Origin of the sequence: Burkholderia sp. DN3021, from assembly GCF_049805555.1 — a bacterium.
Lineage (GTDB): Bacteria > Pseudomonadota > Gammaproteobacteria > Burkholderiales > Burkholderiaceae > Burkholderia > Burkholderia pyrrocinia_C.
In genome coordinates this window covers 77,244-94,403 of sequence record NZ_JBNCAB010000008.1, presented here as the reverse complement: position 1 = coordinate 94,403, position 17,160 = coordinate 77,244, and the positions used below count along the sequence as shown (strand labels likewise).

The 17,160-nt window shown below is 66.4% G+C and carries 16 protein-coding genes; 14 read left to right on the top strand and 2 right to left on the bottom strand.

Annotated elements, in window-relative coordinates:
- The first annotated feature begins 157 nt into the window (after window positions 1-157).
- Window positions 158-1,879 carry a gamma-glutamyltransferase gene (gene ggt, locus ACPUER_RS07040; RefSeq protein ID WP_175958939.1) on the top strand — a complete coding sequence of 574 codons (1,722 nt, stop codon included), beginning with the start codon at window positions 158-160 and terminating at the stop codon, window positions 1,877-1,879.
- A gap of 325 nt (window positions 1,880-2,204) precedes the next feature.
- Window positions 2,205-3,155 (top strand): polyphosphate kinase 2, encoded by a 951-nt coding sequence (gene ppk2 / locus ACPUER_RS07035; protein WP_175958940.1) that lies wholly within the window; start codon window positions 2,205-2,207, stop codon window positions 3,153-3,155.
- Between the two features lie 55 nt (window positions 3,156-3,210).
- Here ppk2 and ACPUER_RS07030 read toward each other — a convergent pair whose 3' ends face one another.
- Both ACPUER_RS07030 and ACPUER_RS07025 read right to left on the bottom strand, forming a co-directional pair.
- On the bottom strand, window positions 3,211-3,501 hold the full coding sequence (locus ACPUER_RS07030; protein WP_175958941.1) for an H-NS family nucleoid-associated regulatory protein: 291 nt from the start codon (window positions 3,499-3,501) through the stop codon (window positions 3,211-3,213).
- Between the two features lie 266 nt (window positions 3,502-3,767).
- Window positions 3,768-4,355, bottom strand: coding sequence for an IMPACT family protein (locus tag ACPUER_RS07025; protein WP_175958942.1), 588 nt, complete (start codon window positions 4,353-4,355; stop codon window positions 3,768-3,770).
- Between the two features lie 499 nt (window positions 4,356-4,854).
- On the opposite strand from ACPUER_RS07025, the gene ACPUER_RS07020 reads away from it, so the two are divergent.
- Genes ACPUER_RS07020 through ACPUER_RS06965 form a run of 12 tightly spaced genes read left to right on the top strand, consistent with a single transcriptional unit; the run spans window position 4,855 to window position 17,159 of the window.
- The gene (locus ACPUER_RS07020) at window positions 4,855-5,553 is read left to right on the top strand and encodes a beta-ketoacyl synthase chain length factor (protein ID WP_175958943.1); all 699 of its coding nucleotides are present in this window, start codon (window positions 4,855-4,857) and stop codon (window positions 5,551-5,553) included.
- Entirely contained in the window at window positions 5,537-6,331 is a 795-nt protein-coding gene (locus tag ACPUER_RS07015; RefSeq protein WP_425130717.1) for a lysophospholipid acyltransferase family protein, read from the top strand. The genes ACPUER_RS07020 and ACPUER_RS07015 overlap by 17 nt, the downstream gene beginning before the upstream one ends.
- Complete coding sequence (locus ACPUER_RS07010; protein WP_425130716.1) at window positions 6,306-6,605, top strand: phosphopantetheine-binding protein; 300 nt, start codon at window positions 6,306-6,308, stop codon at window positions 6,603-6,605. Before ACPUER_RS07015 ends, ACPUER_RS07010 begins: the two co-directional genes overlap by 26 nt.
- 3 nt (window positions 6,606-6,608) lie before the next feature.
- Window positions 6,609-6,860 carry an acyl carrier protein gene (locus ACPUER_RS07005; protein ID WP_034179728.1) on the top strand — a complete coding sequence of 84 codons (252 nt, stop codon included), beginning with the start codon at window positions 6,609-6,611 and terminating at the stop codon, window positions 6,858-6,860.
- Entirely contained in the window at window positions 6,857-7,492 is a 636-nt protein-coding gene (locus ACPUER_RS07000; RefSeq protein ID WP_425130715.1) for a hypothetical protein, read from the top strand. The genes ACPUER_RS07005 and ACPUER_RS07000 overlap by 4 nt, the downstream gene beginning before the upstream one ends.
- The gene (locus ACPUER_RS06995) at window positions 7,489-9,180 is read left to right on the top strand and encodes an AMP-binding protein (protein WP_425130714.1); all 1,692 of its coding nucleotides are present in this window, start codon (window positions 7,489-7,491) and stop codon (window positions 9,178-9,180) included. The genes ACPUER_RS07000 and ACPUER_RS06995 overlap by 4 nt, the downstream gene beginning before the upstream one ends.
- Entirely contained in the window at window positions 9,177-10,880 is a 1,704-nt protein-coding gene (locus ACPUER_RS06990) for a glycosyltransferase family 2 protein (protein WP_425130713.1), read from the top strand. Before ACPUER_RS06995 ends, ACPUER_RS06990 begins: the two co-directional genes overlap by 4 nt.
- Entirely contained in the window at window positions 10,873-12,480 is a 1,608-nt protein-coding gene (locus ACPUER_RS06985; protein WP_425130712.1) for an HAL/PAL/TAL family ammonia-lyase, read from the top strand. Before ACPUER_RS06990 ends, ACPUER_RS06985 begins: the two co-directional genes overlap by 8 nt.
- Window positions 12,477-12,899: an acyl-CoA thioesterase gene (locus ACPUER_RS06980; RefSeq protein WP_175958949.1), complete on the top strand. Its 423-nt coding sequence runs from the start codon at window positions 12,477-12,479 to the stop codon at window positions 12,897-12,899. The genes ACPUER_RS06985 and ACPUER_RS06980 overlap by 4 nt, the downstream gene beginning before the upstream one ends.
- Window positions 12,896-13,570 carry an outer membrane lipoprotein carrier protein LolA gene (locus ACPUER_RS06975; protein WP_310142711.1) on the top strand — a complete coding sequence of 225 codons (675 nt, stop codon included), beginning with the start codon at window positions 12,896-12,898 and terminating at the stop codon, window positions 13,568-13,570. The genes ACPUER_RS06980 and ACPUER_RS06975 overlap by 4 nt, the downstream gene beginning before the upstream one ends.
- Window positions 13,570-15,975: an MMPL family transporter gene (locus ACPUER_RS06970; RefSeq protein ID WP_425130746.1), complete on the top strand. Its 2,406-nt coding sequence runs from the start codon at window positions 13,570-13,572 to the stop codon at window positions 15,973-15,975. Before ACPUER_RS06975 ends, ACPUER_RS06970 begins: the two co-directional genes overlap by 1 nt.
- Window positions 15,972-17,159 carry a beta-ketoacyl-[acyl-carrier-protein] synthase family protein gene (locus tag ACPUER_RS06965; protein WP_175958952.1) on the top strand — a complete coding sequence of 396 codons (1,188 nt, stop codon included), beginning with the start codon at window positions 15,972-15,974 and terminating at the stop codon, window positions 17,157-17,159. Before ACPUER_RS06970 ends, ACPUER_RS06965 begins: the two co-directional genes overlap by 4 nt.
- Window position 17,160: the final 1 nt, after the last annotated feature.

Here is a 17,160-nt window from a genome sequence, read left to right as displayed (position 1 = left end):
GGACGCACCCGATCGATGGGCTTTCGCGCCGCGTCGCGTGTTCGACCCTTTTTGTCCCCCTATACTACGAAACCGGCATATGGCCGTCGGCGCGCCAGCGGCTATAAGCGGACAGGTGCTTTTCCTGCCTGAAGGAGATCCACATGGGGGACATGCAATGATTACGCTGAATCGCTTCAAATCATCCGCGGTCGTGCTCGCGACGGTGGCCGGCATCGGTTTCCTGCCGAACGCGCCCGTCTATGCGAAAGGCCCGCAACCGGCGGTGCTGACGAGCTCGGCGGTCGCGGTGGCCGACAAGTACAGCGCGGATGCCGCGGAGCGGATCTTCAAGGAAGGCGGCAACGCGATCGACGCGGCCGTCGCGATCGCATTCACGCTCGCCGTCACGTACCCCGAGGCCGGCAACATCGGCGGCGGCGGCTTCATGACGATCTACAAGGACGGCAAGCCGTACTTCATCGACTACCGCGAGCGCGCGCCGCTCGCCGCGACGAAGGACATGTACCTCGACAAGGACGGTAACGTCGTCAAGGGTATGAGCCTGTACGGCCCGCGCGCGGTCGGCGTGCCGGGCACGGTCGCGGGCATGTGGGAAGCGCAGAAGCGCTTCGGCAAGCTGAAGTGGAAGCAGGTGCTCGCGCCGGCGATCCACTATGCGCGCGACGGCTTCGTCGTCGACGAGCAGCTCGCGCAGCGCGGCGTCGACGCGTCGAAGGAGTTCGGTGGCAAGACCAACTTCGACAAGTACTTCTCCGGGTTGAAGGCCGGCGTGAACTTCAAGCAGCCCGATCTCGCCGACGTGCTTATGCGAATCTCGAACGACGGCGCGGAAGGTTTCTACAAGGGCAAGACGGCCGAGCTGATCGCGGCTTCGATGAAGACCGGCGACGGCAACGGGCTGATCACCACCGAGGATCTCGCGCAATACCGCGCGGTGTGGCGCCAGCCGGTGCAGGCGAAGTGGAACGGCTATGAGGTGATCACCGCGCCGCCCCCGAGTTCGGGCGGCATCGGCCTCGTGCAGCTGCTGAAGATGAAGGCCGACCTCAAGCAGGATTTCGAGGGCGTGAAGCTCAACTCGCCGCAGTACATCCACCTCGTCGCGGAAATCGAGAAGCGCGTGTTCGCCGATCGCGCGCAGTATCTCGGCGATCCCGACTTCTACAAGGTACCGATCGCGCAACTGACCGACGACGCGTACATCGCGAAGCGCGCGGGCGAGGTCAACCCGAAGGAGCCGTCGGACACGAAGAGCGTGCAGCCGGGCCTCGGCACGACGATGCCGGAGAAGGCCGAAACGACGCACTTCTCGGTCGTCGACAAGTGGGGCAACGCGGTGTCGAACACGTACACGATCAACGGCTATTTCGGCTCGGGCGTGATCGCCGACGGCACGGGCATCGTGCTGAACGACGAGATGGACGACTTCTCCGCGAAGCCGGGCGTCGCGAACATGTTTGGCGTGGTCGGCAGCGACGCGAACGCGATCGAACCGAAGAAGCGCCCGCTGTCGTCGATGTCGCCGACGATCATGACCAGGAACGGCAAGGTGTCGCTCGTGATCGGCACGCCGGGCGGCTCGCGTATCTTCACGTCGATCTTCCAGGTGATCAACAACATCTACGACTTCAGGATGCCGTTGAAGGAAGCCGTCGGCGCGATGCGCTTCCATCACCAGCTGCTGCCGCCGAACACGATCTTCTGGGAGCCGTACCACCCGATCGAAGGCGAACTCGCGAAGCAGATCGAGGCGCGTGGCTACACGTTGAAGGGGCAGGACTTCAGCGGCGACATCCAGGTGATCAAGATCGACGGCAAGACGCCGGAGGCGATGGCCGACCCGCGCGGGCGCGGGGTGACGCGGATCATCCACTGACGTGAAGCGATGCGTGCGCGTTCGCGACAGCGGGTGCGCATGCCGTTGCGCGGCCGGGTGTCGGGCCCGGTCGCGCAACGCACTCAGCCGGTGGTCCGGATGAATCCGGAGATTCGCGCCGCGATGGCTGCGGGCGCATCCTCGAAACAGTATCCGGTCGGGGGGTACGGTCGTGCCGCCGTCGCCCGGCTGACGCGCGGTGATCGCACCTGCGTTACCGCATCGCGCCAGATCCGACGGGCACGGCAGGCGTTTTTCATCAAATTGACGCGCGACACTGAGATAATGGCCAAGTTAGGCTGCGTCAATGATGGAAGGAGGCCCCATGGGCGATAACGATACCCGCACCGAGACCGACAACCTCACCGATATGGAATCGATCGAGACGCGTCAGCGCCGCTTCGAGGAAGACCTCGTCGATGCTTACGACGAAGAGCTCGAGATGGAGCTTGACGACCGCCGCTTCGACAACGGCGAGGACCTGCTGTTCTCGCTGGAGCGTCGCGAGGCGCGCAAGGAGTATTTCCGCGAGCTGTTCCGGCTGCAGGGCGAACTCGTGAAGCTGCAGGACTGGGTCATGACCACCGGGCACCGGCTCGTCGTCATTTTCGAAGGTCGCGATGCGGCGGGCAAGGGCGGCGTGATCAAGCGCATCACGCAGCGCCTGAACCCGCGCGTCTGCCGGGTCGCCGCGTTGCCCGCGCCGAACAACCGCGAACGCACGCAATGGTACTTCCAGCGCTACGTCGCGCATCTGCCGGCCGGCGGCGAGATCGTGCTGTTCGACCGCAGCTGGTACAACCGGGCGGGCGTCGAGCGCGTGATGAATTTCTGTACCGATGACGAGTACGAGGAGTTTTTCCGTTCGGTGCCCGAGTTCGAGAAGATGCTCGTGCGCAGCGGGATCCAGATCGTCAAGTACTGGTTCTCGATCACGGATCACGAGCAGGAGGTGCGCTTCCAGGCCCGGATCCAGGATCCGCTGAAGCAGTGGAAGCTGAGCCCGATGGACCTCGAAAGCCGCCGCCGCTGGGAGGCCTATACGGCCGCGAAGGAAGAGATGCTGCAGCGCACGCATATTCCCGAGGCGCCGTGGTGGGTCGTGCAGGCGGTCGACAAGAAGCGCGCGCGGCTGAACTGCATCCACCACTTGCTGGGCCAGGTGCCGTATCACGACGTGCCGCGCCCGACGATCGATCTGCCGCAGCGCGAGCATCACGAGGATTACATCCGCCGGCCGGTGCCGGACAACATGATCGTGCCGGATATTTACTGAGCGGCTGCGCGGGTTTGGGCGGCGGCGAGGGTCGAGCCGCGCAAGGCGGCGCGCGTTACTCCCGGATCAGGAAGGCGGCCCGGTCGCGCCCGGCAATCCATGCGGGTGCGCGGCCGCGCCCGCTCCACGTTGCGCCCGTCACCGGGTCGCGATACTTCACGCCGACGGTGAACAGCTTCGCACGGTCGCTGTAACCGTGACCGAAGATTTCACGTGCGGTCAGCGCGTAGCTCGTGACGAGTTCGCGCACCTGCTCCAGCACCACATTGCGTTCGCGGCACCGTGCCGCCTTGATGCGCTGATCGAGTTCTGCAAGCTGGGCTTGCAGTTTTTGGATTTGCTGCATGCGTCCATTATCCCGTGGCTGATTTGATTATTGGCGACGCGTGACGAGCTGCATGGCAGCACGCCCGGCCATGGCGTGCTGCCTTGGCCGGAGGCGCATCTCACGCAGCGTGCTCCGGCCTGCCGGCAGGGCAGTTGCGGAGCGTGTCGCCGGGAACCCGGTGAGATTAGGACTCGGCGCGCCGTTTTTCTATCGGACGTATCTGAATTTTCGGCTAAATTTGCATGAGGCCGTGATGGCGAGGCGGGAGGAGGCGCGTCAGTTCGTTACAGATCTGGAAACCCCGACCGCCCCTGCGTCAGGTCGAACAGCTCGGTTCTCGCATCGGCCTCGGCGGTCTCCGGCAGCTTGATCACGAGCTTCACCGTCATCCCGTACGCGCTGTCCACCAGTTCATACCCGGCCTGTTCGATCCAGCGGCGCACACGCGCTTCCTCGGGATAGCCGATCTCGATCGCGAGTCGCGTCTGGTGGATGCGTTCGACGCGCTCGGCATCGAGCAGCGCCGATGCGATCGCATCCGTGTACGCGCGCACCAGCCCGCCCGCGCCGAGCTTCACGCCGCCGTAGTAGCGCACGACCGCGCCGAGCACGCCGTCGAGATCGTGATGGCGCAGCACTTCGAGGATCGGCCGGCCCGCGGTGCCCGACGGCTCGCCGTCATCCGACATGCCCGACTGGCCACCCGCCAGCAACGCCCAGCAAACGTGGGTGGCGGTCGGATGCTCGTTGCGCAGGCGCTGCAGCACCTGCATCGCGGCGTCGCGGTCGTCGACGGGAATCGCGTGCGCGATGAAGCGGCTCTTGCGGATCTCGAGTTCCCGGGTAGTGGCAGTGGCGAGCGTATAACTCATCGAAGGGAGGGTGTGCGGTCCTGCATCGGGTTCACAGCAGTCAATTTTGAGGTGCGGCTGAAATGGCGGGCGTCGGCGGACCGTCAAACGGCCGGCGGATACTCGGTGTGCCCCGCATTTTATCTCACCGTGCAATTTGCTTTCCGGCCTATGCCCGGCACCAACCGGCGCGTGGTGCGCGTTGCTTATCACGAACAATGTTGGGTGAGGCGAAATTTTGGCCGATTGACCAATCAGATTAAATGCCCCGGATTCGCCGCCGTCCGATGTTGATTTTTTGTAACGCGTCTGTTACAGTTCGGCCCCACCGGAATGCCGGTGATTAAGTAATGCTGATTGATAATCCGGCTGCTGCGTTGTCCGGCGATTTTTCTTTGTTTTCCCGATGGGCATGCCGCGCTGTCTGTGCGTTTCGGCGAAAATAGCAATCGGCCGTCGGACACCCGATGATGCGGAATACGAAAAACCCCAAAGAAAACAAGTCTAATCGAGAATAATAATGGCTGATTTGCATTGGACCATGCCGATCGCCAGATGGACGTCGATTTCGACCGCGGGGGTGCCGGGCGTCGAAGCCCTCGATCCGATGGTGCGTCGCCGATTGAGCCGATTGTCGCGGCTCGCGCTGCAGGCCGCTTGCGACTGTGCGGACGTGACGGGTGCATTGCGCGTGGTATTTGCGTCACGCCACGGCGAACTGGCGCGCACGACAACCATTCTCGATGCTATTCAGGCCGGCGAGCCCGTTTCCCCGACGGCCTTCAGCCTGTCGGTACTCAACGCGGTCACGGGCATCTTCGGTATCGCCCGTCGCGACCGATCGCCTGCGACGGCAGTCGCTGCCGGGCACGAAACCCTCGGCTATGCGCTGCTCGAGGCATTTTGCCAATACGAAACCTCTTCCGTGTCGCCGGTGCTGCTCGTTCATGCGCATGAGCCGGCCGACACTGTCTACGGCGATGTCGGGGACGATCCGCAAAGCGGGGGAATCGCGATCCTGGTCGACGCGACTGCGCCGGCCGGCTACTTGACCTGCGACGTCGCGATCGACTGCGCAAACGATTCGCCGGCGGCTGGCAGTGTGGAGGCCGATACGCAGAGCGCGGCGGTCCGGCATTGCCTGGCCGAACGTGTCGCCACGACATGGCGCGGCGGCGACGCGTACTGGCGCTGGAGCTGGCATGATCGCGCGGCTTGATTTCGGCTGGCGGCTCTTCGCGACCGGCGCCAGCCTGGCCTTCTTCGTGCTGTGCGGATCGGTTTTCTCGCTGCTCGCCGCCGCTGCCGGGGCGCTGTGGCCGCATCGACGCTCGCGTCAGCGAGTCGTAACGTTTGTCATCCATTACTTCTTTCGTCTGCTGGTCGCATTGCTGCAACGCATCGGCGTGATGCGGCTGGAAGTGTCCGGCGTATCGCGCCTTGGCGAAGGCGGTCCGGCAATCGTCGTCGCCAATCATCCGACCTGGCTCGACGTGATGGTGCTGTTGTCGTTGACGCCGAAAGCATGCTGCGTGGTCAAGCGCGGGCACTGGGGCAATCCCTGCTTCTGGGGTATCGTCCGGGCGGCCGAATACGTGAGCAACGCCGATGCCGTCGAATTGGTCGAGTCCGGCGCGCGGCAACTGGCGGCCGGCTACACGATGATCATCTTTCCCGAGGGCACGCGCAGCCCCGGCGGCGACCGTCTGCACGCGTTTTCGCGTGGCTTCGCGCACATGGCGCTGCAGTCGCGCGCCCGGATCCTGCCGGTCCTGATCGATTGCGATCCACCGGTATTCACCAAGACGCTGCGCTGGTATCACGTGCCGTCGCGCGCGTTCCGCATGCGGATCGACGTGCTCGATCCGATGGATACGGATGGCTTGACTGGCGGCGCCGTGTCGCCGTCGATCGCAGCCCGCACTATCGCGCACGAAGTGGAAACGCACATTACCCAACACCTGTTTCGGCATGGATACTTTAAAACTGCAAATTAAGCAGCTTCTGATCGAGATGCTCGATCTCAACGACATGACCATCGACGATATCGGTGACGACGTGCCGCTTTTCTCGACCGACGGAATCGGACTGGATTCGGTCGACGCGCTGGAAGTCGGGATCATGCTGCGCAAAAAATTTCAACTGTCGATTACGGCGAACGACGAGCACGCGAAGGCGCATTTTCGTTCGATCAATACGCTGGCCGCGTTCATCGTGAGTCAGCAGGCGCATCACGCGCCGCAGGAAGCCGTGCCGGCAAAAGGGGTGTGACACGTGACCGACGCAGAAATCCTTGAGCGCATCCGCGCCATCTTTCACGAGAACTTCGCGATCGAACCGGAGCGCGTGACTGCCGATACGCATCTGTTCGACGAACTCGATCTCGACAGCATCGATGCAGTCGATCTCGCCATCAAGCTTCAGGAAATGACGGGCCAGCGCATCAAGCCGGAAGAGTTCAAGTCGGTGCGAACCGTCGGCGACGTGATTGCCGCGGTTCACGCGTTGCTTGCACGCGCCGGATGACATCGGTTGCGCATATGCGAGTGACCGGCACGGTCCGGCCGCGTTGGGTCAATGTTGCAGCGCGAGTGGCGCTGGCGCTCGCGTATCCGCTCGTCATCCTGTTCGCGTGGCAGATGCTGACGCCGCGCTATGTCGGCTGCCTGCTGTTCGTGCTGCTGTGGGTGCAGCGCACGATCGGGAAAGGGGCGTTCGCGATGGCGCTCAAACGGCTCACTGCGCACGACTGGTGCGTGGCAGGTGCATTGACCGTCCTGTCGCTCGCGATCGCCGTGACGGACAGCGAGCGCCTTCTCCGTTTCTATCCGGCGTGCGTGAGCGGCGGCCTGCTGGTTGCATTCGGCGCGACGCTGCAGCGCGGCCCGACGATGATCGAGAAATTCGCGCGGCTGAGGTATCCCGAGCCGAGCCAGACGATCGTTCGCTATACGCGGCGTGTCACGCAGATCTGGTGTGCGTTCTTCATCGTGAATGGCGGATTTTCCATCTATACGGCGCTGTACTGGAGTCGGTCTGCGTGGGCGCTCTATAACGGCGCGATCGTCTACGTGCTGATCGGAGCGTTGCTCGCCGGCGAATGGCTCTGGCGCCGCTTGTTCATAACGGCGCGCTCCGGCGCGGGAGACGTCGCATGATGGCGTTGCCCGACCTTCTGCGCGCCGACGCGGACGCGGCCACGATCGCCTGCCGCGACGGTGACGCATATTTCACGCTGGCCGACTTGCGTGCCCGTACGGAAGCGATCGCGCGAACGATCGAAGCCGCCGGTGCGCGTCGCGTCGCGGTCTGTGTCGACGATCCATACGATTTCGCGTGCGCGTTCTTCGCCGCGATGGCGGCGGCGAACGAAACGGTGATTCCGGCCAGTGCGGCTCCCGGTTACTTGCACGAACTCGCGCACGCGTACGATCTGCTGCTCGACGCGGCGGCGCTGGCGGAATGCGCGCGCGAGTGCGTGGGGGGCATCGAGGTCGCTGGGCGCGCGATCGCATCGGACGCGGCGATCACGCTCTACACATCGGGCAGCAGCGGCGCCGCGAAACCGGTGCGCAAGTCGCTGGCCCAGTTCGATGCCGAGGTGCGGACGCTGCAACGCGAATGGGGCGGGCAGGTCGGCGCGGCGGTCGCGCTGTCGAGCGTTCCGCATCACCATATCTACGGACTGCTTTTCAGAATCCTGTGGCCGTTGGCGGTCGGACGCGCGTTCGACCGCGCGTCGGTGCTCGAACCGCAGCAACTGCAGCAGCGGCTTGCGGCATACGGCGACGCCATCGTCATATCGACTCCGTCGCAATTGATGCGCTGGCCGGCATTGCCGGGTTTTCCGATGCAGGATCCCGCGCCGCGCCTGTTCTTCTCGTCGGGCGGCCCGTTGCCTGAGGAAACGGCATTGGTTTATTCGGCGGCCTTCGGCGCCGCGCCGTTCGAGATATTCGGCAGCACCGAGACGGGCGGCATCGCGTGGCGCCGTCAGGATCTGACGAGCGCGTGGCAGCCGATGGCGGGAATCGATGTGCGTCGCGACGACGACGGCGCGCTGCTCGTGCGCTCCGCGCATCTCGGTCACGACGACTGGCATCGCACCGACGATACCGCACGCTTCGATCGGCAGGGACGTTTCGAATTGACGGGGCGTCGCGATCGCGTGGTGAAGCTCGATGGCAAGCGCGTGTCGCTGCCCGAACTCGAAACGCGGATTCTCCAGCATCCGTATATCGGACAGGCCGCGGCGACGGTCGTCGAAGGCACATCGCGCGCACACATTGGCGTGGTCGCGGTATTGACCGACACCGGCCGCCAGATATTGAAGACCGACGGCCGCGTGGCACTCGCTGCGGCGTTGCGGCACGACCTCGGCGAGTATTTCGACGCAGCCGCGTTGCCGCGCCACTGGCGGTTCCGCCGCACGATGCCGTTCGATGCGCGCGGCAAGCTGCCGGCGTCGGCGCTCGCGGCCGCGTTCGCACCGACGGCGGAGGGTTTTGAACTGCTGGCCGAGTGGCGCGACGCCGACAGCCTGCATTACGAACTGCGCGTGCCGGCGGCGCTCGCGCATTTCGACGGTCATTTCCCCGGCATGCCGATTCTCCCCGGCGTCGTGCAGATCGATTGGGCCGCCCGGCTTGCCGGCCGCGCGTTCGATACAGCGCTCGCGGTCCGCTCGATCGATCATCTGAAGTTCAAGGCGCCGGTTCCGCCGGGCGCCGTGCTCGCATTGCGCCTCGCGCACGATCCGGCACGCGGATGCGTGCGCTTTGCGTTCCGGCGCGGCGCGCGCGAATGCACGTCGGGTACGCTCGTTTATGGCGGGGCGATGCAATGACCGGCGTCTGTATCGTCATCCCGATCTACAACCATCGCGACGCGATCGGCGATACGCTCGCGCGGCTTGCCGTGCACGGGCTGCCGATCATCGTGGTCGACGATGGCAGCGACGTGCCGACGCAGCAGACACTGGCCGGGCTGGCCGTGCGGTATGCGGACTGCATGACCTTGCTGCGGCTGCCGGTGAATGGCGGCAAAGGGGCGGCGGTGATGGCCGGATTGCGCGCGGCGCGCGACCGCGGTTACCGGCATGCGATCCAGATCGACGCCGACGGTCAGCATGACGCGGCCGATGTGCCGAAATTCGTCGCGGCCGCGCAAGCGGAACCGGACGCGGTCGTGCTCGGCCGTCCATGTTTCGATGCAAGCGTGCCGAAAGCGCGCCTGTACGGCCGCTATCTGACGCACGTGTGGGTCTGGATCGAGACGCTGTCGCTGGATATTCCCGACGCGATGTGCGGATTCCGCCTCTATCCGGTCGATGCGGTCTGCACACTGATCGACGCGGTGCCGATGCCGAAGCGGATGGCGTTCGACAGCGAGGTGCTGGTACGGCTTCACTGGCGCGGCCTGACGTTCCGGACGATTCCGACGCGTGTCGTTTATCCGGAAGACGGCGTGTCGCATTTCGACGTATTACGCGACAACGTGCGCATCAGCGCGAGCCATACGCGACTGGCGCTGGGCATGCTGGCACGCGCACCGTGGTTGATCGCGCGTCGGCTGTGCCGGCGACTCGGCGCGCCGGGCGCGGGCCGGGCGCAGTCGTGGTGGCGCATGCCGGAACGAGGCAGCCGCGTCGGGATGGCGCTGCTGGCGTTGAGCTGCCGCTGGGTCGGCACGCGCATCACGTCGATGTGGCTGTATCCGATCGTCGGCTACTTCGTGCTGACCAACCGCGCCGCGCGCGTCGCTTCGAACGCCTATTTCACGCGCCTGCGCGGGGCAGGCGGCGTGGGCGCGGCACCGCGTCCGGGCTGGCGCACCGCGTATCGGCACATGCTCGCGTTCGCGCAATCGGGCTTCGACAAGTTCGTCGCGTGGTCCGGCCGGCTCGATGAATTCGACGTGTGCTTCGACGACGCGTCGGCGTTCGATGCACTGGCCGCCAGCGGGCGCGGCGCGCTCGTGATCGGCGCGCATCTCGGCAATCTGGAGATGACGCGGGCACTTGCATTGCGCGACGCGCATACGAAAGTGACAGCGGTGGTCTATACGGAGCACGCGCAGCGCTTCAACGAGATATTGGCGAAGACGAGCCGGGATTTCGGCAAGCAACTCGTGCAGGTGACGGATTTCGGGCCGGACACGGCGCTCATGATGCAGTCGCGCATCGATGCGGGCGAACTGCTCGTGATCGTCGGCGATCGCGTGCCGCCGCACGATGCGGGCAAGACGGTCGATGCGCGCTTTCTCGATGCCGCCGCGCCGTTTGCACAGGGGCCGTACATCCTTGCGCACGCGCTCGAATGCCCGGTTTACCTGTTCTTCTGTCTGAAAGAGAGGCGAGGTTACCGGCTCTACTTCGAACCGTTCGCCGAACGCATCGAGCTGCCGCGCCGCGACCGCTCGGGACACGTGGCCGCATGGGCGCAGCGCTATGCCGAACGGCTCGAGCATTACTGCCGCAAGGCTCCCTACCAATGGTTCAATTTCTTCGATTTCTGGGCGCGGCCCGATGGAGGTCCGCATGGCTGAACATAACGTGACCGACGAATTGCACGCGCCCGCCGCGGCGCGGTCCGAAACGGCCCATGCGCCGGTCGTGATCGGCGCGCGGCATTTGACCATCGAGGATGTCGTTGCGATCGCCTGCGCCGGCGCACCGGTAAAGCTGAATGCGGATATCGGCTGGCGCGAGCGCATCGAGCGCGGCGCGGCGCGGCTGCGCGACTACCTTGCCGGTGGCGGAATCCTGTATGGCGTGACCACCGGATACGGCGACGCGTGTGTTGTCGACGTGCCGCCGGCGCTCGTCGAGGCGCTGCCGCTGCAGTTGACGCGTTATCACGGATGCGGGATGGGCGACTGGTTCGATGCGCAGCAGACGCTGGCGATCGTCGCCGCGCGGCTCAATTCGCTCGCGTTCGGCTATTCAGGTGTGCGATTCATGCTGCTCGAACGGCTGGCCGACCTCGTGAATCATCGGATCCTGCCGCGGATTCCGTCCGAAGGTTCCGTCGGCGCGAGCGGCGACCTGACGCCGTTGTCCTATGTCGCGGCCGCGCTGGCCGGCGAGCGCACCGTCCTGTTCGACGGCGCCGAATGCGACGCGCGCGATGTCTGGAGCACGATCGGCCACGCGCCGCTGCAACTGGCGCCGAAGGAGGGCCTCGCGCTGATGAACGGCACGGCGGTGATGACGGGGCTCGCTTGCCTCGCGTTCGCGCGCGCCGACCACCTGACGCGCATCGCCGCGCGCCTGACCGCGCTGACGACCGTCGCGCTCGACGGCCGCGCCGCGCACTTCGACGCGCGGCTGTTCGACGCGAAGCCGCATGCCGGGCAGGCCGAGGCGGCGGCCTGGATACGCGCGGACCTGGCCGGTCGCGACGACACGCCGGGGCACCGTCTGCAGGATCGCTATTCGGTGCGCTGCGCGCCGCATGTGATTGGCGTGACGCGCGACGCGCTGACGTGGGTGCGTCGCGATGTCGAGAACGAGTTGAACAGCGCCAACGACAATCCGTTGATCGATCCTGACGACGGCAGCGTGCTGCACGGGGGAAATTTCTACGGCGGTCACATCGCGTTCGCGATGGACGCGCTGAAAACGGCGGTGGCCAATCTCGCGGATCTGATGGACCGCCAGCTCGCGCTGCTCGTCGACGACAAGTTCAGCAACGGCTTGCCGCGCAACCTGACGGGCGCGACGGGCGATCGCGCGGCCATCAATCATGGCTTCAAGGCGGTGCAGATCTCCGCATCGGCATGGACGGCGGAAGCGCTGAAGCACACGATGCCGGCGAGCGTGTTCTCGCGCTCCACGGAGTCGCACAACCAGGACAAGGTGAGCATGGGCACGATCGCGGCGCGCGATTGCCTGCGCGTGCTCGCGCTGACGGAGCAGGTTGCAGCGGCGCATGTGCTCGCGACCGTGCAGGCCGTGCGGCTGCGCCAGCGGGATGCCGCCGGCACGCACCTGTCGCCCGCGCTGCGCGCGTTCGTCGACGACGTGGGCAGCCGTTCGCCGCTGGTGGTGGAGGATCGGCCGCTGGAAGCCGAGCTGCGCGCGTTGACTGCCCGGCTCGCCGCCTGCGACCCGATCGGTGCATCGTCTTGCAGGGAGGCCGCATGAGTGCACCGGGAGCGCCGCTGACGGCGACGGCCCGTGTCGAAGTCCCGTTTCACGACGTCGACGCGATGAACGTCTGCTGGCACGGCCACTATCTGAAGTATTTCGAAAGCGGGCGCGCGGCGTTGCTGCGGATGATCGGCTACGACTACCCGGCGATGCTGGCGTCGGGTTACATGTGGCCGGTTGTCGAGGCGCACCTGAAGTACGTGCGGCCGGCGACCTACGGCCAGCAGCTCGATGTGCGCACAACGCTGCTCGAATTCGAGAACCGGCTGCGGATCGGCTACGAAATCGTCGATGCCGGGTCGGGCGAGCGCCTGACGAAAGGGTACACGGTCCAGCTGGCCATCGACGCCGCGACGCGGGAGTTGCAGTTCGTTTCGCCGGCAGCGTTGATCGAACGGGTGCAAGCACGATGACGACGAACCGTGGCTACCGGGGATTTCTCGCGGCGCTCGGCGCATGCGCGACGTTCGTTGCGGGTATTGCGCACGCGGCTCCGGCCGCGTCGACAGCGCCGGCTGCGGCGCGGCCCGAGAACACCGCGCTCGTGTCCGACATCGCGGCGAGGCTGGCGCGAGTCGGCGCAATCCGCGCCGATTTTCGGCAGACCCAGACGCTCGCGGCGATGAAGCAGCCGCTCGTCAGCACGGGCTCGATGCTGTTCGATCGAGCGTCGGGTGTCGTGTGGCGGATCCAGACGCCGTACCAGGCGACCTACGTGATTACCGATGGCGGCGTGCGCGAAGTCGGGGCCGATGGCAGGCTTGTCGCGCCGAGCGGCAACGGCCGCGGCGTCGCACAGGTGTCGCGGATGATGCGAGACATGCTCGGCGGCGATCTGTCGGCGCTGTACGCGCAATTCGACGTCGAAGCGAGCGGCACGCGCGAACGCTGGCGGATGCTCCTTCGACCTAACCAGCCGCAGCTCGCGCAGGCGGTCCGCACGATCGAGATGGGCGGCGGCACGTATCTCGGCCGGCTCGACATGACGTTCGCGAACGGTAACGTAACCACGCTCGAATTCACGCGGGCGACGCCGGTGGACGGTCCCGCGCCGGCCGAGCGCGCGTGGCTGGGGACGCGCTGATGAGCGAGACGCGCGACGCGATCGACGTCCCGGCCAGGCTTGCCCGGCGCCGGCTGCGCTGCGCCGCGTGGGCCCTGGTCGCACTCGTCGTCGTGCTTTACTGCATCTGGCGTTTCATGGGGCCGTCGCCGTTGCAGACGAACCTGCTGGCGCTGCTGCCCGCGACCGAGGCGAATCCGGTGGCCGAGAAGGCGGTCGAGACGATCGGCAACATGCTCGGCGGCCGCACCGTCTATCTGGTGACCGACCGCGACGCTGCGCGCGCGAAAGCCGCCGCAAAGCAGTTCGGTGCCCGGCTCGCGCATAGCGGTGCGTTTCGCTCGGTGACGGTCGAGGTGCCCCCGTTCGACGTGTCGCAGATCGCGGCGACCTATCTGCTGGCCCGCTTCGGATTGCTGACCGAGGCCGATCGCGCGTCGCTCGAACGACGCGACGCAGCGCTTGCCGACCGGCTGGCCCGGCGACTTTACGGGCCGCCGGCTGACGGCCTGCCGACCGCCGTCGCGGACGATCCGTTCGGCTGGCTCCAGCACTGGCTCGCGGGCCTGCCGCTGGCAACGTCGAATCTCGCGCTCGAGGACGGGATGCTCGTGTCGCACCGCGACGGTGTCACGGGGGTGCTCGTGATGACGTCGCTTGCCGGTTCGGCATACGAATCGAAAGTCCAGCGGGCGGTGCGTGACGCGACCGCCGATGCGGAGCGCTCGGTCGGCACGGATTATCCGGGCGCGCGAATCGATCGTGCCGGCGCGGTGTTTTACGCGGAAGCCGCGCGCGCGAGCGCGGAGCGCGACGTGCACGTGATCGGCGCAGTGTCGCTCATCGGAATCGCCTTGCTGCTGACGAGCGTGTTCCGCACGCCGCGCCTGCTGGTGCTGGCGTTTGCATCCACGGCGTTCGGCATCGCCTGCGCACTCGCGGCGACGCTGCTCGTGTTCGGCAAGCTGCATCTGCTGACACTCGTGTTCGGCGTGAGCCTGATCGGCGAAGCGGTCGATTATTCGATCCAGTATTTCGTCGTTCATCTATCCGTCGGAAAGCAGTGGGACGCGCGACGGGGCGCGGCTGCCGTGCGACCTGCGCTCGCGGTCGCGCTCGCGACGAGCCTGCTCGGCTACGCGATCCTGATGTGGGTGCCGTTTCCGGCACTGAAGCAGATCGCCTGCTTCGCGATGGTCGGCATTGCGGCCGCGTTCGCGGCCGTGACGGGGTTTCTGCCGCTGATGCTCACACAGGCGCCGAAGCGAACGCCCGCACGCGTGTTTGCGTGTGCCGCGCGCGTGCTGGCAGGTTGGCGATCCGTGCTGGGCGGGCGGCGTGCGATGGCGGCCGCGGCGCTGCTCGCGCTCGTCGCGGTGCCGGGCTGGATCGCGCTGCGTAGCGACGACGACATCCAGTTGCTGATCCAGCGCGATCCGGACCTGGTGCGCCAGGAGGGCGAAATTCGCGCGGCGGTCGGCCTCGAGAACACGGCCAGATTCTTCGTGGTCCAGGGCGCGACACCGGAAGACGTGCTCGAACGATCGGCCTCGCTCGTCGCGTCGCTGGCGCCGCTGCATGTCGGCCGGGTCCAGTCGATCGCGGCATTCGTGCCGTCGGCGAGGCAGCAGGCGCGCAATCGCGCGGTGTTGGCCGAACGCGTGTTCGCGGATCCGGCGGCGTTGCGCGCGACGCTCGAACAAGCAGGATTCCGCGACGATGTCGCGCATGCGTGGATCGACGCGTTCGCTCGCGACGCGCGGGCATCGTTGTCGGTCGATACGTGGCTGGCCGCGCAATGGTCGGCGCCGTTCCGCCATCTGTGGCTCGGCAAGGTCGGCGAGCGCGATCCCGTGTATGCGGCGATTGCGATTCCCGAACGGGCCGACGCGACGGACGTCGCGTCGTTCGAAACGATCGCGCGCGGCCTGCCGGGCGTGACGTGGGTCGACAAGGCCGCGAGCGTGTCGAGGCTGTTCGGTGCGTACCGCATCGACAGCGGCTTGTGGCTCGCCGGCGCGCTCGTCGTGATCGCCGGCCTGCTGGCGTGGCGTTATGGCGTGCGCGGCGGTCTTGCGACGACGCTGCCGGTCGTGCTGGCGATCGGCCTGACGCTGGCTGTGTTCGGCTATGCGAACGTGCCGCTTACGCTGTTCAACTGGCTTGCGCTGATGCTGGTGCTCGGCGTGGGCGCGAATTATGCAGTATTCCTGCGCGAAGGGTGTATGCGGGACGCGGCCGATCTCGGCGCCGTCTGGACCGGCGTGCTGCTGTCCGCCGCGACGACGCTGCTGTCGTTCGGCATGCTGGGCGTGAGTGCGATGCCGGCATTGCGCAGCTTCGGTACGACGCTCGCGTTGGGCATCGTGTTTTCGGTACTGTTCGCGCCGCTCGCAACACCGTCCCATACGGAGAATCGCGCATGAACCTGACACAGGCGCCCGTCTATCTGTCGGCACTCGGCATGGTCAATGCGCTCGGCGGGTCCGTCGACGAGATCGCCGATGCACTTCGCACCGGCATGTCGCCAGGCATGGGCACGCACGCGGCAGAACCCTCCCGCGGCTGGGTCGGGCAGGTGTGCTCGCCGCTCGATATCGCGCCGCCCGCGCGACTGACGCATTTCGACTGCCGCAACAATCGCCTGCTGCTGGCAGCGCTCGCGCAGATCGCTCCTGCCGTCGATGCGGTGGTGGCGCGTCACGGGCCGCGCCGGATCGGCGTCGTGATCGGCACCAGCACGTCCGGCATTCGCGCGGCCGAGGACGCGTTCGCGCAGCGAGCGGCGACCGGCGCGATGCCGCCCGGATTCGATTACCGGCAGATGGAGATCGGGACCGCCGCACCGTTCGTGCGGGCGGCGCTGGGTCTGGCGGGGCCGGCCTATACGGTGTCGACCGCCTGCACGTCGAGCGCGAAGGCGTTCGCGGCGGCGCGTCGCCTGCTGCGCCTGAACCTGTGCGATGCGGTGATCGTCGGCGGCGCGGATTCGCTGTGCGAGATGACTTTGCAGGGCTTTGCGTCGCTCGAATCGGTCAGCCCGACGCGGACCAATCCGATGAGCCGTAACCGATGCGGGATCAATATCGGCGAAGGCGCGGCCGTGTTCGTGATGAGCCGCGACGAAGCCGCGGTGCGGCTTGCCGGTGTCGGTGAATCGAGCGACGCGCATCACATCTCGGCACCGGACCCGGCCGGACTCGGCGCCGAGGACGCGCTGCGCGCGGCGCTCGCCGACGCGGGCGTGCCACCGTCCGCGATCGGCTACGTGAACCTGCATGCGACGGCAACGCGCCTGAACGACGAGATGGAAGCGCGCGTGACCGCGCGGGTGTTTCCCGCCGGCGTACCCGCGAGCGGAACGAAGCCGCTCACGGGGCACCTGCTCGGCGCGGCGGGCGCGACCGAACTCGCATTCGGCTGGTTGACGCTCGCCCGCGGGTTGTCGCTGCCGGCGCACGTTTGGGACGGCGAGGCCGATCCGGCGTTGCCGGCGCTGGATCTCGTGCAAACGGAACGCCGGCTGGCCGGCGATGCATCGGGACAGTATGTGATGAGCAATTCGTTCGCTTTCGGCGGCAGCAATGCCAGCCTGATCCTGGGGAACTGAC